The 21,119-nt window shown below is 68.3% G+C and carries 22 protein-coding genes; 10 read left to right on the top strand and 12 right to left on the bottom strand.

Annotated features, from left to right (window positions below; translation table 11 throughout):
• Positions 1 to 151: 151 nt before the first annotated feature.
• The 4 genes from hsaA to hsaB are packed head-to-tail and all read left to right on the top strand — an operon-like array spanning position 152 to position 3,691.
• A complete protein-coding gene (hsaA, locus tag AC5Y5B_RS20170) occupies positions 152 to 1,336 on the top strand; it encodes a 3-hydroxy-9,10-secoandrosta-1,3,5(10)-triene-9,17-dione monooxygenase oxygenase subunit (RefSeq protein ID WP_112632149.1) in 1,185 nt (394 codons plus the stop codon).
• A 2-nt stretch (positions 1,337 to 1,338) separates the two neighbouring features.
• Positions 1,339 to 2,214, top strand: coding sequence for a 4,5:9,10-diseco-3-hydroxy-5,9,17-trioxoandrosta-1(10),2-diene-4-oate hydrolase (gene hsaD / locus AC5Y5B_RS20175; protein WP_112632150.1), 876 nt, complete (start codon positions 1,339 to 1,341; stop codon positions 2,212 to 2,214).
• On the top strand, positions 2,211 to 3,113 hold the full coding sequence (hsaC, locus tag AC5Y5B_RS20180; protein ID WP_112632151.1) for an iron-dependent extradiol dioxygenase HsaC: 903 nt from the start codon (positions 2,211 to 2,213) through the stop codon (positions 3,111 to 3,113). Before hsaD ends, hsaC begins: the two co-directional genes overlap by 4 nt.
• A gap of 11 nt (positions 3,114 to 3,124) precedes the next feature.
• Positions 3,125 to 3,691, top strand: coding sequence for a 3-hydroxy-9,10-secoandrosta-1,3,5(10)-triene-9,17-dione monooxygenase reductase subunit (gene hsaB, locus AC5Y5B_RS20185; protein WP_044487525.1), 567 nt, complete (start codon positions 3,125 to 3,127; stop codon positions 3,689 to 3,691).
• Positions 3,692 to 3,698: 7 nt separating this feature from the next.
• Here hsaB and AC5Y5B_RS20190 read toward each other — a convergent pair whose 3' ends face one another.
• Positions 3,699 to 4,190, bottom strand: coding sequence for a hypothetical protein (locus AC5Y5B_RS20190; protein ID WP_112632152.1), 492 nt, complete (start codon positions 4,188 to 4,190; stop codon positions 3,699 to 3,701).
• A gap of 130 nt (positions 4,191 to 4,320) precedes the next feature.
• Between AC5Y5B_RS20190 and AC5Y5B_RS20195 the strand changes: the two genes are divergently transcribed.
• Positions 4,321 to 5,151, top strand: coding sequence for an arylamine N-acetyltransferase family protein (locus AC5Y5B_RS20195; protein ID WP_112632153.1), 831 nt, complete (start codon positions 4,321 to 4,323; stop codon positions 5,149 to 5,151).
• A gap of 18 nt (positions 5,152 to 5,169) precedes the next feature.
• Here the strand turns inward: AC5Y5B_RS20195 and AC5Y5B_RS20200 are convergent, their stop codons facing one another.
• Genes AC5Y5B_RS20200 through fadD3 form a run of 5 tightly spaced genes read right to left on the bottom strand, consistent with a single transcriptional unit; the run spans position 5,170 to position 10,910 of the window.
• The gene (locus AC5Y5B_RS20200) at positions 5,170 to 6,336 is read right to left on the bottom strand and encodes a pyridoxal phosphate-dependent aminotransferase (protein WP_500006196.1); all 1,167 of its coding nucleotides are present in this window, start codon (positions 6,334 to 6,336) and stop codon (positions 5,170 to 5,172) included.
• Positions 6,333 to 7,283, bottom strand: a complete 951-nt coding sequence (ipdE2, locus tag AC5Y5B_RS20205; protein ID WP_500006220.1) for an acyl-CoA dehydrogenase IpdE2 — start codon at positions 7,281 to 7,283, stop codon at positions 6,333 to 6,335. Before ipdE2 ends, AC5Y5B_RS20200 begins: the two co-directional genes overlap by 4 nt.
• A 5-nt stretch (positions 7,284 to 7,288) precedes the next feature.
• Positions 7,289 to 8,233 carry an acyl-CoA dehydrogenase family protein gene (locus AC5Y5B_RS20210; RefSeq protein WP_500006197.1) on the bottom strand — a complete coding sequence of 315 codons (945 nt, stop codon included), beginning with the start codon at positions 8,231 to 8,233 and terminating at the stop codon, positions 7,289 to 7,291.
• Complete coding sequence (locus AC5Y5B_RS20215) at positions 8,230 to 9,375, bottom strand: acyl-CoA dehydrogenase family protein (protein WP_500006198.1); 1,146 nt, start codon at positions 9,373 to 9,375, stop codon at positions 8,230 to 8,232. The genes AC5Y5B_RS20210 and AC5Y5B_RS20215 overlap by 4 nt, the downstream gene beginning before the upstream one ends.
• Positions 9,375 to 10,910 carry a 3-((3aS,4S,7aS)-7a-methyl-1,5-dioxo-octahydro-1H-inden-4-yl)propanoate--CoA ligase FadD3 gene (fadD3, locus tag AC5Y5B_RS20220; protein ID WP_500006199.1) on the bottom strand — a complete coding sequence of 512 codons (1,536 nt, stop codon included), beginning with the start codon at positions 10,908 to 10,910 and terminating at the stop codon, positions 9,375 to 9,377. The genes AC5Y5B_RS20215 and fadD3 overlap by 1 nt, the downstream gene beginning before the upstream one ends.
• 119 nt (positions 10,911 to 11,029) lie before the next feature.
• Between fadD3 and ipdE1 the strand changes: the two genes are divergently transcribed.
• The 5 genes from ipdE1 (at position 11,030) to fadA6 (ending at position 16,060) form a co-directional block, all read left to right on the top strand.
• Positions 11,030 to 12,178 (top strand): acyl-CoA dehydrogenase IpdE1, encoded by a 1,149-nt coding sequence (gene ipdE1 / locus AC5Y5B_RS20225; protein WP_112632158.1) that lies wholly within the window; start codon positions 11,030 to 11,032, stop codon positions 12,176 to 12,178.
• The gene (gene ipdF, locus AC5Y5B_RS20230; protein ID WP_500006200.1) at positions 12,175 to 12,963 is read left to right on the top strand and encodes a (5R,7aS)-5-hydroxy-7a-methyl-1-oxo-2,3,5,6,7,7a-hexahydro-1H-indene-carboxyl-CoA reductase; all 789 of its coding nucleotides are present in this window, start codon (positions 12,175 to 12,177) and stop codon (positions 12,961 to 12,963) included. Before ipdE1 ends, ipdF begins: the two co-directional genes overlap by 4 nt.
• An 82-nt stretch (positions 12,964 to 13,045) precedes the next feature.
• Positions 13,046 to 14,218 carry a DUF4878 domain-containing protein gene (locus tag AC5Y5B_RS20235; RefSeq protein WP_112632160.1) on the top strand — a complete coding sequence of 391 codons (1,173 nt, stop codon included), beginning with the start codon at positions 13,046 to 13,048 and terminating at the stop codon, positions 14,216 to 14,218.
• 75 nt (positions 14,219 to 14,293) lie between these two features.
• Positions 14,294 to 14,896, top strand: coding sequence for a TetR family transcriptional regulator KstR2 (gene kstR2, locus AC5Y5B_RS20240; RefSeq protein WP_112632161.1), 603 nt, complete (start codon positions 14,294 to 14,296; stop codon positions 14,894 to 14,896).
• Positions 14,897 to 14,899: 3 nt separating this feature from the next.
• Positions 14,900 to 16,060 (top strand): steroid 3-ketoacyl-CoA thiolase FadA6, encoded by a 1,161-nt coding sequence (gene fadA6 / locus AC5Y5B_RS20245; protein ID WP_500006201.1) that lies wholly within the window; start codon positions 14,900 to 14,902, stop codon positions 16,058 to 16,060.
• Between the two features lie 73 nt (positions 16,061 to 16,133).
• On the opposite strand, the gene AC5Y5B_RS20250 is transcribed toward fadA6, so the two are convergent.
• The 6 genes from AC5Y5B_RS20250 to echA20 form a co-directional block, all read right to left on the bottom strand.
• Positions 16,134 to 16,874, bottom strand: coding sequence for a hypothetical protein (locus AC5Y5B_RS20250; RefSeq protein WP_112632163.1), 741 nt, complete (start codon positions 16,872 to 16,874; stop codon positions 16,134 to 16,136).
• A complete protein-coding gene (locus AC5Y5B_RS20255) occupies positions 16,871 to 17,509 on the bottom strand; it encodes a SatD family protein (protein WP_500006221.1) in 639 nt (212 codons plus the stop codon). Before AC5Y5B_RS20255 ends, AC5Y5B_RS20250 begins: the two co-directional genes overlap by 4 nt.
• A 65-nt stretch (positions 17,510 to 17,574) precedes the next feature.
• A complete protein-coding gene (gene ipdC, locus AC5Y5B_RS20260; protein WP_112632165.1) occupies positions 17,575 to 18,648 on the bottom strand; it encodes a (3aS,4S,5R,7aS)-5-hydroxy-7a-methyl-1-oxo-octahydro-1H-indene-4-carboxyl-CoA dehydrogenase in 1,074 nt (357 codons plus the stop codon).
• A 76-nt stretch (positions 18,649 to 18,724) separates the two neighbouring features.
• Positions 18,725 to 19,477 carry a cholesterol ring-cleaving hydrolase subunit IpdB gene (gene ipdB, locus AC5Y5B_RS20265; protein ID WP_112632166.1) on the bottom strand — a complete coding sequence of 251 codons (753 nt, stop codon included), beginning with the start codon at positions 19,475 to 19,477 and terminating at the stop codon, positions 18,725 to 18,727.
• Positions 19,474 to 20,358: a cholesterol ring-cleaving hydrolase subunit IpdA gene (gene ipdA / locus AC5Y5B_RS20270; protein WP_112632167.1), complete on the bottom strand. Its 885-nt coding sequence runs from the start codon at positions 20,356 to 20,358 to the stop codon at positions 19,474 to 19,476. The genes ipdB and ipdA overlap by 4 nt, the downstream gene beginning before the upstream one ends.
• On the bottom strand, positions 20,355 to 21,113 hold the full coding sequence (gene echA20 / locus AC5Y5B_RS20275) for a (7aS)-7a-methyl-1,5-dioxo-2,3,5,6,7,7a-hexahydro-1H-indene-carboxyl-CoA hydrolase (RefSeq protein WP_112632168.1): 759 nt from the start codon (positions 21,111 to 21,113) through the stop codon (positions 20,355 to 20,357). The genes ipdA and echA20 overlap by 4 nt, the downstream gene beginning before the upstream one ends.
• Positions 21,114 to 21,119: the final 6 nt, after the last annotated feature.

A 21,119-nucleotide genomic window follows, 5' to 3' on the forward strand; every position in this document is an offset into this window, starting at 1 on the left:
CCCTCCCTTTCGTTGCAACTAGAACATGTTACAGAAAAGCGGATTCGTATCGCTACCAGCCGCAGGAATACCCTGCTCGACACAAATCGGAACGTGTTCTAGTCTCTGGTGTAAGTCCGCTGAGTAAGTCTGGCGCAGGAGGCAAACGTAAGTGACGTCCATTCAACAGCGTGATGCGCAGTCGGTTTTGGCTGGCATCGATGATCTGCTCCCGCAGATTCGCGAACGCGCTCAGGCGACGGAGGACCTGCGGCGGCTGCCCGACGAGACCGTTCAGGATCTCCAGGATGTGGGCTTCTTCACCCTGTTGCAGCCCGAGCAGTGGGGCGGTTTGCAGTGCGATCCGACGCTGTTCTACGAGGCGGTGCGGCGCCTGGCCAGCGCCTGTGGTTCCACCGGCTGGGTGAGCTCGATCATCGGCGTGCACAACTGGCACCTGGCGCTGTTCGACCAGCAGGCGCAGGAGGAGGTCTGGGGCGAGGACCCCAAGACCCGGGTGTCGTCGTCGTACGCCCCGATGGGCGCGGGCGTGGTGACCGACGGCGGTTACCTGGTCAACGGCTCATGGAACTGGTCCTCAGGTTGTGACCACGCCACGTGGGCCTTCCTCGGTGGTCCGGTGATCAAGGACGGCCGTCCGGTGGACTTCGGCAGCTTCCTGATCCCGCGCAGCGAGTACCGCATCGACGACGTGTGGCACGTCGTCGGCCTGCGGGGCACCGGCAGCAACACCGTCGTCGTCAAGGACGTCTTCGTGCCTCGACACCGGTTCCTGTCCTACAAGGCGATGAACGACGGCACCGCGGGCGGATACCAGACCAACACCGCCCCGGTCTACAAGATGCCTTGGGGCACAATGCATCCCACCACCATCTCGGCCCCCATCGTCGGCATGGCCTACGGCGCGTACGACGCGCACGTCGAGCACCAGGGCAAGCGGGTGCGCGCGGCGTTCGCCGGCGAGAAGGCCAAGGACGACCCGTTCGCCAAGGTCCGCATCGCCGAGGCGGCCAGCGACATCGACGCGGCGTGGCGCCAGTTGAGCGGCAACGTCGCCGACGAGTACGCCCTGCTGTCCGCCGGCAAGGAGATCCCGTTCGAACTTCGTGCCCGCGCCCGCCGCGACCAGGTGCGTGCCACCGGGCGGGCGATCGCCTCGATCGACCGGTTGTTCGAGGCCTCCGGCGCGACGGCGTTGGGCAATGACCAACCGGTGCAACGGTTCTGGCGCGACGCACACGCCGGCCGGGTGCACGCGGCCAACGACCCCGAGCGGGCCTACCAGATCTTCGGGAACAACGAGTTCGGGTTGCCGCCCGGCGACACCATGGTCTAACCATGACGGCGACCGAGGAACTGACCTTCGAGTCCACCTCGCGCTTCGCAGAGGTGGACGTGGACGGCCCGCTGAAGCTGCACTACCACGAGGCGGGTGTCGGCAACGAGCAGACCGTGGTGCTGCTGCACGGCGGCGGTCCGGGCGCGGCGAGCTGGACGAACTTCTCGCGCAACATCCCGGTGCTGGCCGAGCGTTTTCACGTGCTGGCCGTCGACCAGCCCGGCTACGGCCTCTCCGACAAGCGCGCCGAGCACGGGCAGTTCAACCACTACGCGGCCCGCGCCCTGGCGGGCCTGTTCGACCAGCTGGGCCTGGGACGCGTTCCGCTGGTTGGGAATTCGCTGGGTGGTGGCACGGCCGTGCGGTTCGCGTTGGACTACCCGGATCGCGCAGGCAAGCTGGTGCTGATGGGCCCGGGCGGGGTCAGCGTGAACCTGTTCGCCCCCGACCCGACCGAGGGCGTCAAACGGCTGGGCAAGTTCTCCGCCGAGCCGACCCGGGAAAACCTCGAGGCGTTTTTGCGGGTGATGGTCTACGACCAGAAACTGATCACCGACGAATTGATCGACCAGCGCTTCGAGCTGGCCCGCACGCCCGAATCGCTGACGGCGACGCGGGCCATGGGAATGTCTTTCGCCGGAGCCGATTTCGAGCTCGGCATGATGTGGCGCGAGGTGCATCGCCTGCGTCAGCCGGTGTTGCTGATCTGGGGCCGCGAGGACCGGGTCAACCCGCTCGACGGCGCGCTGGTCGCTCTGAAAACCATTCCGCGTGCACAGCTTCACGTTTTCGGGCAGTGTGGGCATTGGGCACAGGTGGAGAAATTCGACGAGTTCAACAAGCTCACGATCGACTTCCTGGGAGGTGCGCGATGAGCATCCGTTCGCTGGGCTATCTGCGTATCGAGGCCACCGACATGGCGGCCTGGCGTGAATACGGGTTGAAAGTCCTCGGCATGATCGAGGGCAAGGGCAGCACCGAAGGTGCGCTGTATCTGCGGATGGACGACTTCCCGGCCCGGCTGGTGATCGTGCCCGGCGAGCAGGACCGGCTCATCGAAGCCGGCTGGGAATGTGCGAATGCAGCTGGGCTGCAAGAGATTCGGAACCGGCTGGACATCGAGGGCACGCCCTACAAAGAGGCCACCGCCGCCGAACTGGCCGACCGCCGGGTCGACGAGATGATCCGGTTCTCCGACCCGTCAGGCAACTGCCTGGAGGTCTTCCACGGCGCGGCGCTCGAACACCGCCGGGTGGTCAGTCCCTACGGCCACAGGTTCGTCACCGAGGAACAGGGCCTGGGCCACGTGGTGCTGACCACGCGTGACGACGAAGAGACGTTGCACTTCTACCGCGACGTCCTGGACTTCAAACTGCGCGACTCGATGCGGCTGCCGCCACAGGTGGTCGGCCGGCCCGCCGACGGTCCGCCGGCCTGGCTGCGGTTCCTGGGCTGCAACCCGCGCCACCACAGCCTGGCCTTCATGCCCGGACAGACGCCCAGCGGCATCGTCCACCTGATGGTCGAGGTCGAGAATGCCGACGATGTCGGCCTGTGCCTGGATCGGGCGCTGCGCAAGAAGGTGCCCATGTCGGCGACCCTGGGCCGCCACGTCAACGACCTGATGCTGTCCTTCTACATGAAGACACCCAGCGGGTTCGACGTCGAATTCGGCTGCGAGGGAAGGCAAGTCAAAGACGACGATTGGATCGCACGCGAAAGCACCGCGATCAGCCTGTGGGGTCACGACTTCAGCGTCGGATTCAAGGGTTAGTTTTTCACGCCATGACTGCCGCGCCGATCGACCCGCGCACGTTCCGCAGCGTGCTGGGCCAGTTCTGCACCGGGATCACCATCATCACCACGGTGCACGACGACGCCCCGGTCGGCTTCGCCTGCCAGTCGTTCGCGGCGCTGTCGCTGGATCCGCCGCTGGTGTTGTTCTGTCCCACCAAGGTGTCGCGGTCGTGGAAGGCCATCGAGGCCAGCGGCCGGTTCTGCGTCAACATGCTGACCGAGCAGCAAAAGCACGTCTCGGCCCGCTTCGGCTCCAAGGAGCCCGACAAGTTCGCCGGGATCGACTGGCACCCTTCCGAACTCGGGTCGCCGATCATCGACGGTTCACTGGCCTACATCGACTGCACGGTGGCCTCCGCGCACGACGGGGGCGATCACTTCGTGGTATTCGGCGCGGTGCAGTCGCTTTCGGAGGCTCCCAAGATCAAGCCGAGGCCGCTGCTGTTCTATCGCGGTGAATACACCGGCATCGAACCGGACAAGACGACACCGGCGCAGTGGCGCGACGACCTGGAAGCGTTCCTGACCACCACCACCCAGGACACCTGGCTGTAGCGGCGCCCTACTTGTCGCGGCGGTCGGCCGACATGTCGACCGTGGGGGAGTTGTCCGCGATCGGCTGCTCCTGGCTCCACGCGGGGTCGCGTCCGGCGGTGTCCTCGCGTCCGGCGGTGTCCTCGCCGGCGGCGGCGTCCTTCTCGGCCTTGACCTTCGGGTCGAGGCTGTCGGCACGCTTGAACTGCTCGCCCAGCTGTTCACGCGAGGACGCGGCTTCTGCTTGATGCGTGGACGCCCGATCGTGCAGCCGGGCGGCTTCGGCCGCCTTGGCCTCGGCTTCGGCCTGCGCGGCACGGGCTTTCGCGGCCGTCTCGGCGGCCAGCGCCTCGCGGCGCTCGACCTTGGCGGTCTCCAACTTGGCTTGTTCGCGAATCCCCTCGGCCTCCCGCTCGCGGCGGCGCCGGGTAGCTCTGCGGGCGGCGATGGCGAGGCCGACGATCACGAGGACCGCCACAACTGCGGCGATGATGATCCAGACGGTGTTGCTGGTGTGCATGATGGACTCCGTTGTCGATATACCGAAGCGCTAAGGCCCCGTTGGCGGGTTGCCGTATTCGACAGGAATGAAACAACCCCAAGGCCACACCCGCTGCCGTCGCGCGACCGCAGGGCCGGAGAATGGTGTCATGACGCTGGACCTCACCGGGTACTTCGACCGCATCCACTACGACGGCCCGGCCGAGCCGAACCTCGAGGTGCTGCAGGCGCTCATGACCGCACACGTCGGCTCGATCCCGTTCGAGAACCTCGATCCCCTGATGGGCGTGCCGGTCGACGACCTGAGCCCGCAAGCCGTCACCGACAAGCTGGTCCGCCGGCGCCGCGGCGGCTACTGCTACGAGCAGAACGGCCTGCTGGGCTACGCGCTGGTGGAAATAGGTTTCCGGGTGCGGCGGTTGGCGGGCCGGGTGGTGTGGATGCAGCCCGCCGACACCCCGCTGGGTGCCCAGACGCACACGACGCTGGCGGTGACGTTCCCGGGTTCGCAGGGTTCGTTCCTGGTCGACGTCGGCTTCGGTGGCCAGACGCTGACCTCTCCCATCCGCTTGCAGACCGGCAACGCCCAGCAGACCACGCACGAGCCGTACCGGCTGAACGACCGCGGCGACGGTCTGGTCCTGCAAGCCCTGGTCCGAGACGCGTGGCAACCGTTGTACGTCTTCGGCACCCAGACCGTGCCCCAGATCGACCTGCGGGTGGGCAGTTGGTACGTCTCGACGCACCCGCAGTCGACATTCGTGACGGGCCTGATGGTCGCGCTGACCACCGACGACGCCCGCTACAACCTGGCCGGCCGGAATCTGACGATCCACCGCGCCGACGGCAGCGAGAAGATCCGCCTCGATGACGCGGCGGCGGTCATCGACGTGCTCGGTGAGCGGTTCGGCATCGACGTGGCGGGCATCGGCGAGCGGGGCGCGGTCGAGGCGCGCATCGCGCAGGTGCTCGACGCCTAGCCTCCTCGCGCGCTTGGGCTAGCGCGCCGCGAGCCAGGGCCCGAGGCGCCGGACCGCTTCCTCGATGTCGTTGGTCGGCCCCGCGAAGGACAGCCGCACGAACGAATTCCCACGCGCGGTGTCGAAGTCGATGCCCGGCGCGATCGCAACGCCGGTCTGCGCCAACAGCTTCGAACAGAATTCCATCGAGTCGTCGGTGAACTCCGAGACGTCGGCGTGCACGTAGAAGGCACCATCGGTGGGGGCCAACCGCTTGACGCCGATGCTGCGCAGCCCGTCGAGCACCAGTTTGCGGTTGGTCGCGTAGTGGTGCAGGTGACCGTCGGCTTCGGCCGTCGCCTCCGGGGTGAAGGCGGCCACCGCGGCGAGTTGCGACAGCACGGGCGGGCAGATGGTGAAGTTTCCGGTCAGGCAATCCACCGCGCGGCGCAGCTCCGGCGGCACCAGCAGCCAGCCCAGCCGCCAGCCCGTCATGGCGTAATACTTCGAAAAGCTGTTGACCACCACGGCGTTTCGCGATGTCTGCCACGCGCAACTGGTCTGCGGTGCGCCCTCGTAGACCAGGCCGTGGTACACCTCATCGCTGATCAGTCGCGCTCCAGACGCGTCACACCAGGAAGCGATGGCGGCCAGCTCCGCCGGCTCGATGACGGTTCCGGTCGGATTGGCGGGGCTGGCCACGATGACGCCCTGCACCGGCGGGTCGAGTTCGGCGAGCATCTGCGCGGTCGGCTGGAAACGGGTCTGCGGTCCGCAGGGGATCTCGACCACCTCGCAGCCCAAGGCGGACAAGATGTTTCGGTAGCACGGGTAGCCGGGGCTGGCCAGCGCCACCCGGTCGCCGACGTCGAAGCAGGCCAGGAACGTGAGCAGGAAACCGCCCGAGGAGCCGGTGGTGATCACGACCGCGTCCGGTTCGACGTCCAGGCCGTGCTGGCGCCGGTAGTCCGCGGCGATCGCGGCACGCAGTTCGGGGGTGCCCAACGACACGGAGTAACCCAGCTCGTTGGAATGCACCGCCGCCGCCGCGGCGGCCCGCACCGGCTCGGGTGCGCCCACGCTGGGCTGGCCCGCCGACAGGTTGACCAAGTCGCCGTGGCTGCGCTGGCGTTCCGCGGCGGCCAGCCACACATCCATCACATAGAACGGTGGGATGCCGGCGCGCAGCGAGACACGGTCGGTCACGGCGTCTGGAGTACCTCGGATTCCAGCCGCTTAAGCAGTTGTTGCGGCGAATCCAGCAGATGCGCGCTGCCGTGGGCGCGCTTGAAGTACAGGTGCATGTCGTGTTCCCAGGTGATCGCGATGCCGCCGTGCAGCTGGATGCCCTCGGCGGCCACGATGTTCAACGCCTCGGTGGCGGCCAGGCGGGCGGCGGCGGCGTTGGTGGGGCTGGGGGCCTCGCAGGCGTCGGCGACCACGGCCCTGGCGGCGGCGACGGTGACATACAGATCCGCCATCCGATGCTTGAGCGCCTGGAAGCTGCCGATCGGACGGCCGAATTGCACTCGGTCCTTGGCGTATTCGACGGTCAGCTCCAAACAGCGTTCGGCGGCGCCGATCTGCTCGGCGGCCAGCAGGATGGCCGCCGCATCCGCCAGGCCCGGGTCGGTGCCGATCGGCTCGGTCTGCTCGGCCTTGAGCCGCGCCAGGCGCCGGGTCGGGTCCATGGTGGTCAGCGGCTCGGCGCCGAATCGGGTCCACCTGCTCAGCCGGCCGTCCTCGACCCCGACGACGACGTCGGCGATGTCGCCGTTGACCACATAGTCTGCGTCGAGGACCAGCGCGCCGATCGCGGCGCCCTCGGCGAGGCCTTCCAACGTCGTGGCGTCCGGCTCGTCCGCGCTCAGCAGCGCCAGCTCCGCCAGGGTGGTGCCGAGCAGCGGGGAAGGCACCAGGGCGCGGCCCAGCTCCTGTAAAACCGTTGCGGCATCGGCCAATTCGCCACCGGCGCCGCCGAGTTCCTCGGGAATGACCAGGGCCGCGGCGCCGACCTGCTCGCACAGCAGCTGCCACAGCGACTCGTCGTAGCCCTTGTCTGATTCCATGGCCGCGCGCACGGCGGCCGGGCCCGCGTGCTTGGCGACCAGGGCGGCGACGGTCTCGGCCAGCATGCGCCGTTCTTCGTTCATCGCTGTCATAGCGCCTCCAGCACTCGCCGCCGATGCTGCTCCGGCGTGCCCCACGCGGACCGCAGGGCCTGCACGCGCAGCAGCAGGAGCGACAGGTCGTGCTCCTGCGTGAAGCCGATGGCGCCGTGGGTTTGCAGCGCCGACCGCGCCGCCACCAGGCCCGCCTCGGACGCCGCCGCCTTGGCCGCGCTGACATCGCGCGGGTCCAGCGTGAGCGCCGCGCCGTACACCAGCGGACGGGCCAGCTCGATGGCGATGTGCACGTCGGCGAGCTTGTGCTTGATCGCCTGGTACGAGCCGATCACCCGGCCGAACTGGCTGCGCTGCTTGGCGTAGTCGACCGCCCCGTCGCGCAGCGCCTCGGCCGCACCGATCAGCTGGGCCGCCGTGGCCAGCGCGCCGAACTCGTAGGCGCGCTTGATATCCGCCTGCCACGACGACCCGGTCGCGGTCACGTCATACAGCCGCCGGCTGGGGTCGACGGACTCGTGGACCTCACCCGGTGTCGCCTCGGTGACGCCGTCCTCGCCGGCCAGCAGCACCAGGCCGGCCGCGTCGGCGTCCACGGCACGCGGCGTCTGCGGGGGCAGCGCGACGGTGGCGATCAGCTCACCGGACGCCAATTCGGCGCACCGCCCGGCTTGATCGCCCGAGGCGAGCAAAACCGGTGCCACGGCGATGGATTCGGCCACCGGGCCCGGCACGCACCAGCGTCCCAGGCGCTCGATGGCGACGACGAGGTCGACCGGGTCGGCCCCGATACCGTCGAATTCCTCCGGCACGGCCAACGCGGTGACACCCAGGTTGGCCAACTGCGCCCACACCTTGCGGCCGGGTGCGGTGTCGCCCGCCGACCACGCGCGCACTGCGGCGGGCAGATCCGCCGCGCCGAGCGCGGCGTCGATGCTGGCCGCGAAGTCGCGCTGCTGTTCGTCTAGCGCAAATTTCACTTCTTGCCCCCGGACTTTTCGCGCGGCAGGCCCAGCAACCGCTCGGAGATGATGTTGCGCTGAATCTCGTTGGTCCCGGCGTAGATCGGGCCGCCCAGCGCGAACAGCAGACCTTCGGTCCACCGGCTGGTCAGTTCCCCGTCGGCGGCCAGCAGATCGAGCGCGGTCTGGTGCAATTCGACGTCGAGGTCGGACCAGAACACTTTGGTCACCGACGACTCGGCGCCCAGCTCGCCGCCGAGGCCCAGCCGGGTCACCGTGCCGAACGTTTGCAGCCGGTAGGCCTGCGCCTTGATCCAGCCGTCGGCCACGCGGTCGGCGAACGCGTCGGGTGAGCCGCTGTCCTGCCAGAGCCGCACCAGCCGCTCGGCGGTGGCCAGGAAGCGGGCCGGGCTGCGCAGGGACATGCCGCGCTCGTTGCTCGATGTGCTCATGGCCGCCCGCCAGCCGTCGTGCGGGGTGCCGATCACGTCCTCGTCGGGCACGAAGACGTCGTCGAGGAAGATCTCACCGAAGCCGGTGTCACCGCCCAGCTGGACGATGGGCCGCACCGTGACGCCCTTGGCCTTGAGGTCGAACATGAAGTACGTCAGCCCGTTGTGTCGCTCGGCCCCCGGGTCGGAACGGAAGAGCCCGAAACCCCGCTCGGCGAACGGGGCTCGCGAACTCCAGATCTTCTGCCCGTTGAGCAGCCAGCCGCCGTCGGTCTGGGTGGCGGTGGACCGCAGCGAGGCCAGGTCGCTGCCGGACTCGGGCTCCGACCACGCCTGCGCCCAGATCTCCTCTCCGCTGGCCATTTTCGGCAGGATCCGGTCGCGCTGTTCTTCGGTGCCGTGCGCGAACAGCGTCGGCGCCAGCATCGAGGTGCCGTTGGCGCTGGCCCGGCCCGGTGCACCGGCCCGGAAGTATTCCTCCTCGAACACCACCCAGTGCAGCAGCGGCGCGTCGCGGCCGCCGTACTTCTTCGGCCAGGTGATCACCGAGAGGCCGGCGTCGAACAGCACGCGGTCCCATTTCCGGTGTTGGGCAAAGCCATCGGCGTTGTCGTATGACTTGGTCGGGATCGAATCGGCGTTGGCCGACAAGAATTCCCGGACCTCGGCCTGGAAGGCCAGGGTGTCTTCGTCCAGATCCAGATCCATCAGTCCAGCTCTCGCAGTTGTGGTTTGACCACCTTGCCGCCGGCATTGCGCGGCAACGCGTCGACGAACCGCACCGACCGTGGTGCCTTGAAGTTCGCCAAATGTTCACGGGTGTAAGCGATCACGGATTGCTCGTCGAGTTCTGCGCCGGGCCGGGTCACCAGGTACGCCCGGCCCACCTCGCCGAGCCGCTCGTCGGGGACTCCGATCACCGCGGCGTCGGCCACGCCGTCCATCCGGGCCAGCACCTGCTCGACCTCGGCGGGGTAGACGTTGAATCCACCGCAGATGTACATGTCTTTGAGTCGATCGGTGATGCGCAGGTTGCCCGCGGGGTCGACGGCGCCGATGTCACCGGTGTGCAGCCACCCGTCGGCGTCGATGGCCGCCGCGGTGGCCTCGGGGTCGTCGAGGTAGCCCAGCATCACGTTCGGCCCGCGCAGCAACACCTCTCCCGATTCCCCGGGTGAATCGGCGTCGATGCGCAATTCGAAGTCGGCGAACGGGCGCCCGCAGGTGGTCGCCACGGTGACCGCGTCGTCGTCGGCGCGGCACATGGTGCCCATGCCGTTGGCCTCGGTCAGCCCGTAGGCGGTCAGCACGATGTCGATGTCGAGTTCGGATTGCATGCGCTCCACCAGCACCACCGGCACTGTGGCCGCCCCGGTCACCGCGAACCGCAATGAGCTCAGGTCGTAGTCGTCGCGCGCCGGGTGGTCGAGCAGGGTCTGGTAGATGGTGGGCGGCCCGGGCAGCACGGTGATGCGGTGTCGCTCGATGGCCTGCAGCGCGCGCAGCGGGTCGAAGGTCAGGTGGGGGATCAGCGTGGCACCGGTCTGCAGGCAGGCCAGGATGCCGGCCTTGTAGCCGAAGTTGTGGAAGAAGGGGTTGATGCACAGGTAGCGGTCGTCGCTGGTGATCTTGCCGTTGGCCGCCCAGGCCGCCGAGGCCGACAGCGACTGCCGGTGCGCGCACAGCACGCCTTTGCTGCGGCCGGTGGTACCGGACGTGAAAAGGATGTCGCTGACGTCGCCGGGGGCGACGGCCGACGCGCGAGCGACGACCGCGTCGAGGTCGGTGCCCTGCGCGACGAAGTCGTCCCAGGTGCCGTCGTCCGCCTCGATCGGTATCCGCACGACATTGCGCAGCGCGGGCAGTGCGGCGCGGTCCAGGTCGGCGAGGCGGTTATGGCCGAGGAATTGGCCCATCCCGAACAGCACCGGCGCCTCGGTGCGGGCCAGGATGTCGGTGGCCTCGGCGGCGGTGTAGCGGGTGTTCAGCGGCACCATCGCGGCCCCGGCGTGGTGGATGGCCAGGCAGGCCACCACCCAGTGCCAGGTGTTCGGCGACCAGATGGCCACCCGGTCACCCGCCCGCACTCCCAGATCGATGAGCGCGGCGGCCGCGCGGTGGACTTCGGCGCGCAGGCCGGCGGCGGTGAAGGACCGCTCGTCGGTGATCAGCGCGTCGTGCTCGGGGAGCTGGCTCGCGAAACGATCCAGCGCCGCGGGCACCGTGCGCGGATCGTTGGTCATGGAATGCTCCTGTAGCGGCGCTGGCCCGATGTGATTGCCCGGTTTCTCCTCACGCCGCCCCGCGGCGCGCATCGTCACCGAGCTACAAAGCAAGTGCTTGGTAGGTTAGCCTACAGGGCATGCAGGACGTCGAGGAGTTCCGGGCGGAGGTCCGCTCTTGGCTCGCCGACAATCTGGTCGGCGAATTCGCAGCGCTCAAGGGTCTCGGCGGCCCCGGCCGCGAGCACGAGGCGTTCGAGGAGCGCCGCGCATGGAATCAGCACCTGGCCAAGGCCGGGCTGACCTGCCTGGGCTGGCCGGTCGAGCACGGCGGCCGTGGGCTGTCCACCGCGCACCGGGTGGCCTTCTACGAGGAGTACGCGAAGGCCGACGCCCCGGACAAGGTCAACCACTTCGGCGAGGAGCTGCTCGGCCCGACGCTGATCGCGTTCGGGACGCCCGAGCAGCAGCAGCGCTTCCTGCCGAAGATCCTCGATGTCACCGAGCTGTGGTGCCAGGGATATTCGGAGCCCGGGGCCGGCAGCGACCTGGCCAACGTGGCGACCACCGCCGAACTCGACGGCGACGAGTGGGTGATCAACGGCCAGAAGGTGTGGACGTCGCTGGCGCACTGGGCGCAGTGGTGCTTCGTGGTGGCGCGCACCGAGAAGGGCTCCAAGCGCCACGCCGGGTTGTCGTATCTGCTGGTGCCGCTCGATCAGCCGGGCGTGCAGGTCCGGCCGATCGTCCAGCTGACCGGCGACTCGGAATTCAACGAGGTGTTCTTCGACGACGCCCGCACCGAGGCTTCCCTGGTGGTCGGCGAGCCCGGGGACGGCTGGCGGGTCGCCATGGGCACGCTGACCTTCGAGCGCGGCGTGTCGACGCTCGGACAGCAAATCCGTTATGCCCGTGAGCTTTCCAACCTGGCCGAGCTCGCTCAGCGTACCGGCGCCGCGGACGACCCGTTCATTCGCGAGCGGCTGACGCGGGCGTGGACTGGGCTGCGGGCCATGCGCAGTTACGCGCTGGCCACCATGGACGTCGAGCAGCCCGGCCAGGACAATGTGTCAAAGCTGTTGTGGGCCAACTGGCATCGCGACCTCGGTGAGCTGGCCATGGACGTCGTCGGTAAGCCGGGGCTGACCCTGACCGACGGCGAGTTCGACGAATGGCAGCGGCTGTTCCTGTTCACCCGCGCCGACACCATCTACGGCGGGTCCAACGAGATCCAGCGCAACATCATCGCCGAGCGGGTGCTCGGCCTACCCCGAGAGGTTAAGGGATGAGTCTGTCCGAAGCCCCCAAAGAGATTGCCGGACACGGACTTCTGCAAGGCAAGGTGCTGGTGGTGACCGCCGCCGCCGGCACCGGGATCGGCGCGGCGACCGCGCGGCGGGCGCTGGCCGAGGGTGCCGACGTGCTGATCTCCGACCACCACGAACGCCGGCTGGGGGAGACCGCCGACGAGCTCGCCGCGCTGGGGCAGGGCCGGGTCGAAAGCGTGCTGTGCGACGTGACGTCGACCGCGCAGATCGATGCGCTGTTCGCGTCGGCCACCGCGCGGATGGGCCGCGTCGACGTCCTGGTCAACAACGCCGGACTGGGCGGACAGACCCCGGTGGTCGACATGACCGACGAGGAATGGGACCGCGTCCTGGACGTCACCCTCACGTCGGTGTTCCGCGCCACCCGCGCGGCGTTGCGCTACTTCCGCGAGGCGCCGCACGGCGGGGTGATCGTCAACAACGCCAGCGTCCTGGGCTGGCGCGCCCAGCACTCGCAGGCGCACTACGCCGCCGCCAAAGCGGGCGTGATGGCGCTGACCCGTTGCAGCGCAATCGAAGCCGCGGAGTACGACGTGCGGATCAATGCGGTGTCGCCGAGTATCGCGCGGCATAAGTTCCTGGAGAAGACGTCGTCGGCCGATCTGCTCGACCGGCTGTCGGCCGGTGAGGCCTTCGGCCGGGCCGCCGAGCCGTGGGAGGTGGCGGCCACCATCGCCTTCCTCGCCAGCGACTACTCCAGCTACCTGACCGGCGAGGTCATCTCGGTTTCCAGCCAGCACCCGTGAGCTGCGGCATCGCTGACTAGCGCCGGCCCGCGACGTGTTTACAATTGTCGACCAACGCGGTTGACGCAGGTGGGAGGGTGCAGTGAGCGACGGACCGGGTCACCGACCGTGGGGTGAGAACCCGCCTCCCGCAAGCACACCCGGCCAACCTCCCGGCGCCCCGTGGCAATCCGACGCGGGTTGGCCGCAGCAGTGGGGTCAAGGGGGTCAGCCAACCCCGTACGGGCAACCGGCCTACGGGGCGTGGCCATCGTCGCCGCCGGTCACCGTCGCCCAGTTCCACGGGCCGCACGGCGGCCCCGGTCAGCGCAATCGCAAGCCGTGGATCATCGGCCTGAGCGTGGCCGCGGTGGTGCTCGTCGTGGTGGTCATCACCGTGATCGCCGTCAGCAGCGGCGGCGGATCCGGCAGCGCCGGTGATGCCGCCAAGGGTTACCTCGAGGCGCTGGCCCGCGGGGACGCGCAAGCCGCGCTCTCCTACAGCACCGACCAGCCGGCGTCGAAGGAGTTCCTGACAGACGACATCCTCAAGCGGCAGATCGCGCGGTGGCCGATCACCGACATCAAGATCCTCGACGACAATTCCGCTCGCGGTTTCGGTTTCGGGCAGGTGCATGTGTCGGCGAAATTCGGCGACAACACCTCCGACGTGACCATGTCGATCAAGAAGGCCGGCAGCGACTGGAAGCTCGACCACGCCGCGATCAAGGTGGACACGCTGAACGCGGGCATCGAGCAGGCCGCCGTCAAAACCGCGACGTTCTTCGGCAAGCCCGTCGGTACCGCACCCGTCTATGTCTTTCCCGGTTGGCTGGACGTCTCGAGCAGCAACCCGAATCTGGCCGTCAACCCGAAAAAGCCTTTCCTGCTTGACAATCTGACGACATCGGGTGCGTATTTCAACGACCTGGAATTCAAACTCAGCGACAAGGGGTTGGCCGCGACCAGCTCCGCGATCTCGGCGGCGCTGGCCAATTGCGCGAACTCGACCCAACTGCGACCGGTCGACTGTCCCCAGCACGCCTTCGACTACGACCTGGTGGACGGGACCGCCGTCTGGGGCAAGCCGGACATCAGTGGCCTGAAGATCAATCTGTTCGACCCCTTCCGGCTCGAGGCGTCCTTCTCCGGGTCGGTCAACTTCCCGCTGACGGCCCAGACCCGCTCCGGCGGCACCAAGACGAGCGTCGTCAACGCGTTCGTGTCCGGCACCGCCGACGAGTCACAGAACCCGCCGGTGGTCTCGCTGCGCTGACGCCGCTGACGACTGGCGCGGACGGGAAACCACCCGTCGGTGGCCAAGCAAGCGCTTGGTTGATACTCTGATCGGGTGGACCGAGTGCCCGGTCAGGCGAACAGCCGGCGAGACGAGCTATTGGAGCTTGCCGCGACCATGTTCGCCGAGCGTGGATTGCGCGCCACCACCGTCCGGGACATCGCCGACAGCGCCGGCATCCTGTCCGGCAGCCTGTATCACCACTTCTCCTCCAAGGAGGAAATGGTCGACGAGCTGTTGCGTAGTTTCCTGGACTGGCTGTTCGCGCGCTACCGCGAGATCGTTGACAGCGAGGCCAACCCGCTGGAGCGGCTCAAGGGCCTGTTCATGGCGTCGTTCGAGGCGATCGAGCACCGGCACGCGCAGGTCGTCATCTACCAGGACGAAGCCCAGCGGTTGTTGTCCCAGCCCCGGTTCTCCTACATCGAGGACATGAACCGTCAACAGCGCAAGATGTGGCTCGAGTTGCTCAATCAGGGCGTCGAACAGGGCTACTTTCGGCCCGACCTCGACGTCGACCTGATCTACCGCTTCATCCGTGACACCACCTGGGTGTCGGTGCGCTGGTATCAACCCGGCGGACCGCTCACCGCGCAAGAGGTGGGCCAGCAATATCTCGCCATCGTGCTTGGCGGGATCACCAAAGAAGGAGTCTGAAAGATGCCTGAGGCGTACGTCATCGACGCTGTACGTACCGCGGTCGGCAAGCGCGGCGGATCGCTGGCCGGGGTTCATCCGGTGGATCTGGGCGCCCTGGGCTGGCGCGGGTTGCTCGACCGGGTCGACGTCGATCCCGCCGCCGTCGACGACGTGATCGCGGGCTGCGTCGATGCCATCGGCGCGCAGGCCGGCAACATCGCCCGCCTCTCGTGGCTGGCCGCCGGTTATCCCGAAGAGGTTCCCGGCGTCACCGTCGACCGGCAGTGCGGGTCCAGCCAGCAGGCGATTTCCTTTGGCGCGCAGGCGGTTATGTCCGGCACGGCCGACCTGATCGTCGCGGGCGGCGTGCAGAACATGAGCCAGATCCCGATCTCGTCGGCCATGACCGTGGGCGAGCAGTTCGGATTCACTTCACCGACAAACGAATCCAAGCAGTGGCTGCACCGCTACGGCGACCAGGAGATCTCGCAGTTCCGCGGCTCGGAGATGATCGCCGAGAAGTGGAACCTGTCCCGCGAGGAGATGGAGCGCTACGCGCTGACCAGCCACGAGCGCGCCTTCGCGGCCATCCGCGGCGGCCACTTCGACAACGAAATCATCACCGTGGAAACGGAATCCGGGCCGTTCCGGGTTGACGAGGGGCCGCGTGAATCGTCGCTGGAGAAGATGGCCGGACTCAAGACGCTGGTCGAGGGCGGCCGGTTGACGGCGGCCATGGCCAGTCAGATTTCCGACGGCGCCAGCGCCGTGCTGCTGGCGTCGGAAAAGGCGGTCAAGGAGCACAACCTGACGCCGCGGGCCCGCATCCACCACATCAGCGCCCGCGCCGCCGACCCGGTCTTCATGCTGACCGGACCCATCCCGGCGACCCGCTACGCGCTGGACAAGACCGGGTTGTCCATCGACGACATCGACACCGTCGAGATCAACGAGGCGTTCGCGCCGGTGGTGTTGGCCTGGCTCAAGGAGATCAAGGCCGACCCGGAGAAGGTCAACCCCAACGGTGGTGCCATCGCGCTCGGTCATCCGCTGGGTGCCACCGGCGCCAAGCTGTTCACCACCATGCTCAACGAGCTGGAGCGCATCGGCGGCCGCTACGGGCTGCAGACGATGTGCGAAGGCGGCGGCACGGCCAACATCACGATCATCGAGCGGTTGTAAGCGCCCTCCCTTCCTTCGCCGAGCGTGAATCCACCGGCGTGTCGCGTCGTGAATTTCACACTCGGCCAAGCTCTTAGCGGGTTGCAACCACCAGACCGATGCCGCCCAGGGCGAGAAGCCAACTCGTGAAGCTGCCGACCAGAAAGTACTCGGTCACCTCGTCGATGCCGACGCCGTTGTTGCGGTTGGTTTGGGCGCTCAACTCCGGGAACCGGATGATGCCCTTGGCGGCGACGACGGCGCTGGCCGCCGCCACCTGGCCGCCGACCCCCAGGCTCAGGATCAGCAGGCGTTCCAGCGGTCCCAGCAGCCTGCCGCCCTTGAGCCGATCCGACGGCTGCGGCTCACCGGGTGGGCGCACCGCGCCGACAGAGCCAAGCACCAGGCGCACCAACTGATTTGCGGTGGCGAACTGGACCAGCATCACGCCGACGAGCATCAGCAACCGCGTGGGCGTCACATGGCTGAGCGGCAGGTGAACCCAGGCCGACCACCGCGCGACGACGCCGCCGCCCGGCGAGGACCAGCCGGATAACGCGGCGAGCACCGCCAGGGCCCCACCGAACACCGCAAGCGGAGCGACCTGGTTTTTACCGCTGAGTTCGCTTCGCGCGCAAAGCCATTCCCACGCCACCACCGCCACGGCGGCCACCACGAGCAGCGGGATGTCGCCGGCATGCCACAGGGCGCCCGACACCGCGCACGCCAGCACCGCGATGGGCCCGAGAAGCATCGGCGGCCATGGCGCGCGGACCGCGCGCCGACACAGGTCTGCGACCCCGAGGGCGATGAGAAACACCGCGACCGCGCTCACGGCAGGCTCCGAAGGTATTGACTGGCAAGCACGATCAGGTCCAGGCCGTCGCGGCTCGCGCGCTGGGACACCGCCGACGGGCTGATGCCCTCGGCGGCGGCGAGCTCCTTTTTGGTCCGGCCCGTCATCAAACCCCTCACAATCCGCAATGACCGTTCATCGAGCGATCCAAGCAGATGGTCCCGACAGATCAGGGCGGCGTTGACGGCGGCGACGTCGTCGCGGGCGCCGGCCTCGGCCCGAAACGTGGTCCGTACCAGCGTCAAGCCGGGCTGCCGCTGGGCCTGCGCCGTGTGCTGGATGGCCTCGCGGGCGGTCCACCAGCCGGGCCCGTCCTGGATTCCCGCGGCGGCGTCGAGGACGGTGACCGAGCCCCAGCCGATCCCGAACCGGACGTCGATGTCGGGGCCGACGGCCAACCGCAGCGACAGGGCGGCGTCGATCGCAGCGCCGACGGTCGGGTAACTGCCCTGAAACTCGTCACCGACGGTGAACGCGGGCGGGGTGCTGGCGTCGTCGGCGATGTGCCGCAGGGCTTTCGCCAGGTTCCGATGCAGCTTCGCGCGGTCGGTAGCGCGCCGGGAGCCGACGACGTCGCCGATCAGCGTCGCCCGCGATGAAGACTCCTGCTTCATCCCAGCCATTTGAAGATTATAGCTTAATGATGCTCGGATTCAGCTATATGCTTTAGCCGAGGGCGTTACGACCCGTCGATGAAGGCGGACGCCTCCTGCAGGTGCTTGATGGCGTCGCGCACGATCGACTCGATCAGTTCGGCGCACGACGGCAGGTCCTCGAGAATGCCGGCCACCTGCCCGGAAGCCAGCACGCCCGCCTCGGTGTTGCCGTCGACCAGGCCGGCTTTCAACAGCATTGGGGTGTTGGCCGCCATCACCACCTGGGACCAGGTCATCTCCTTGCCGTGCCGCATCGCCAGGCCGTCGCTGATCATCGACCGCCAGGTCATCTGCGACATGTGCTTGAACTTGGCGGCATTGCGCACGGCCGCGGTGAGGCCCCGAACCGGCGAACCGCCTTCCAGCTTCTCGACCAGACCCGTGCGCAGCACCCGGTGCGGCATCCCGTCGACGCGGGTGGTGACCACCGTGCCGTCCAGCGCCGACTCGAGGTAGCGGCGCTTGACCGCGTCGGGCACCGTCGAATCCGAGGTGAGCAGAAACCGCGTGCCCATCGCCACGCCGGCGGCGCCGTAGCTCAACGCGGCCGCCAGGCCGCGCCCGTCGAAGAATCCGCCCGCCGCGATCACGGGGATTCCGGTGCCCTGCACGGCGTCCAGTACCGAGGGCAGGAGCAGCGTGGTGGCGACGGGTCCGGTGTGCCCGCCGCCCTCGCCGCCCTGCACGATCATCGCGTCGGCGCCCCAGCCGGCGACCTTGCGGGCGTGCTTGGCCGCGCCGATCGATGGAATCACCACGGCCCCGGCGTCTTTCAGCCGGGCGATGAGCTCCTGCTTGGGAGCCAAAGCGAAGGACGCCACCTTGACACCCTCGCGGATCATCAGGTCGACGCGATCGCCCGCGTCGGCGGCATCGGCGCGGATGTTGACGCCGAACGGCTTGTCCGTGGCGGCCTTGACCTTGGCGATGGCGGTCGCCAGTTCGTCCAGCGTCATGGTGGCCGACGCCAGGATGCCCAGCCCGCCGGCGTTGGCGGTGGCTGACACCAGCCGGGCCCCGGCCACCCAGCCCATCCCGGTTTGGACCACCGGGTGCTCGACACCGACCAGCTCGGTCAGCGGCGTGCGCAGCTTCATACCCACCGCCGACGATGCAGCGGGGGCGCCTCCCGCTTGCGGGGGACGAAGCGATGAGGAGGAGGCGGAATAATCATCAACGTATCTCTCTGTCGCGCAGCGACTTCGGGTCGATGACCTCGCGGATCAGCCGCAGCTCCTCGTCGGTCGGCAGCCGGGTCTCCGCGGCGTCATCCAGGCCGTGCACCTCGAACGACGTGTTATCGGCGACCTCGTCGGGCGAAACGCCGGGGTGCAGCGACACCGCCCGCATGGTGCGCGAGGGCCCGCCGAAGTCGAACACGCCGAGGTTGGATACCACCCGGTAGGTGTTGGCGAAGCGGAACGCCGGATTGTCGTCGTCCACGTTGTCCCAACCGATTCCGCAGACGATGTCGACCTTCTCGCAGAACACCCGCTTGGAATGGTTGCCCACCCAGTAGCTGGTCGCGTGGTTGATGGCGTTGCCGGGCGCGCCGCGCACACCGAACATCTGGCGCTTGGGCTGCTGCAGCGGACCGAACGCCGAGATGTTCTGATTGCCAAAGCGGTCAACCTGATTGGCGCCCATCACGACGTGGCGCCGGCCCCAGGCGAGGGTTTCGAAGACCCGGCCGAACGGCATCCAACCCTCGACGGGTGCCGACGCGCCCAGGGCCGGGGTCTCGGCCAGCAGCTGCGCCTCGCCGTCGGTCAGCAGGATGTCCGGCGAAAAGGTCAGCCGGGCCAGTCGGGCACCGACCGAGGCCATGTTCGTCATCGGGCTGACCATGATTTCGCCGGCGTCCCGGAACAATTCGGCGCAGGCGACCGCGCAGATCTCGGGTCGGCTGATCGCTTCGCCGCTCATGACGAGGCCTCCTCTTTGAACGCGCGCACCGCGGCCTGATAGTCCTCTTCGCTGCCCGACAGGAAGGTCTGCACGAACCGCTGCCAACCCTCGTCGGTCGAGGCCGCCTCGGCGTAATGCCGCTGGAATTTCTCGTCACGCCCGTAATCCGGTGCGGCGGTGGTGAAGTGGGCTCCGCCGGGCGCCTCGACCACGCCGTCGACCATCATGCGGTTCACCAGCAGCGCTTGCGGCGGGACCGCCTTGACCAGCTCCTGGGTGGACACCACGCGCTCCACCGACAGGAAGCGTTTCTCGGCGGCCATCAGGAACAGGTCGTCGAAGTACGGGTCGATCCCGGTGTAGGCCGCATTGCCTCGTGCGTCACCAAGATTGAGGTGCGCGAACGCGGCGTCCAGGCGCAGCGCCGGCATCGCGATCAGGGTCTCGTGCCCGCCGCCGGGTGCCGGATACGGGCTGGTCACCGTCGCCAGCTCGCCCTCCCAGAAGTCCGGGACCGAGCTGCCCAGCCCCGCCCGAATCGGCAGGAACGGCAGGCGTTGCGCGGCGGCCTGCAGACCGCACCGCAGCATGCCTTCGTCCATCTCCCGGGCCTCGATCGCTCCGCTGCTGCGGGCTTTGGCGAACCAAGGATCGTAGAAGGGTGGGGAGTCCAGCGAGACGAATCCGTAGTAGACCCGCTTGACCTTGCCGGCCGAGCAGAGCAGGCCCAGGTCCGGCCCGCCGTAGGTCACCACGGTCAGGTCGGTGATGTCGGTGCGCAGCAGGGCCCGGACGAACGCCATGGGCTTGCGCCGCGACCCCCAGCCGCCGATGCCGATCGTCATGCCGCTGCGCAACTGCGCCACAGCGTCGTCCACAGTGGTTCTCTTGTCGGTCACTTGCCCTCGCCCTTCGTCGTACCGGCGAACGCGTCACGATGCTCGTCGGCCACCCCGGCGAGGTTGAGCTCGAACGTAAAGCCTTGCTCCATGCGGTAACTCGAGTTGACCCGTTGCACGTCGATGAGGTTCAGCGCCTCTTTGGCGGCCCGGATGACGCGGGTGTCCTTGGCGGCGATGTCGCGCGCGACCCGCAAGGCCGCCTCGTCGAGCTCGTCGCGCGGCACCACCTCGTGCACCGAACCGAAGTGGTGCAGGGTGGCGGCGTCGACGGTCGCCGCGGTGAAGAACAGCCGCCGCATCATGTGCTGCGGGACCAGTCGCGACAGGTGCGTCGCCGCGCCGAGCGCGCCGCGTTCGACCTCCGGCAGCCCGAAGGTGGCGTCGTCGGAGGCCACGATGACGTCGGAGTTGCCGACCAGCCCGATGCCGCCGCCGACACAGAATCCGTTCACGGCCGCGACGACCGGCACCGCGCACTCGTACACCGCGCGGAACGCGGCGAAGCAGCCGCGATTGGCGTCGATGAGCGCGGTGAATCCCTCGGTTCGCTGCATCTCCTTGATGTCGACCCCGGCGTTGAAGCCGCGGCCCTCGGCGCGCAGGATCACCACATGGGTCTCGGGGTTCTGGCCGGCCGCGGTGATCGAGTCGGCGAGCTCGAACCAGCCCCGCGACGGGATGGCGTTGACGGGCGGAAAGTCGACGGTAACCGCGACGATGCCCGGTTCGGTGGTTGTGGATGTGATGGGCAAGGTGCC

Source organism: Mycobacterium sp. NGS33, assembly GCF_059812885.1.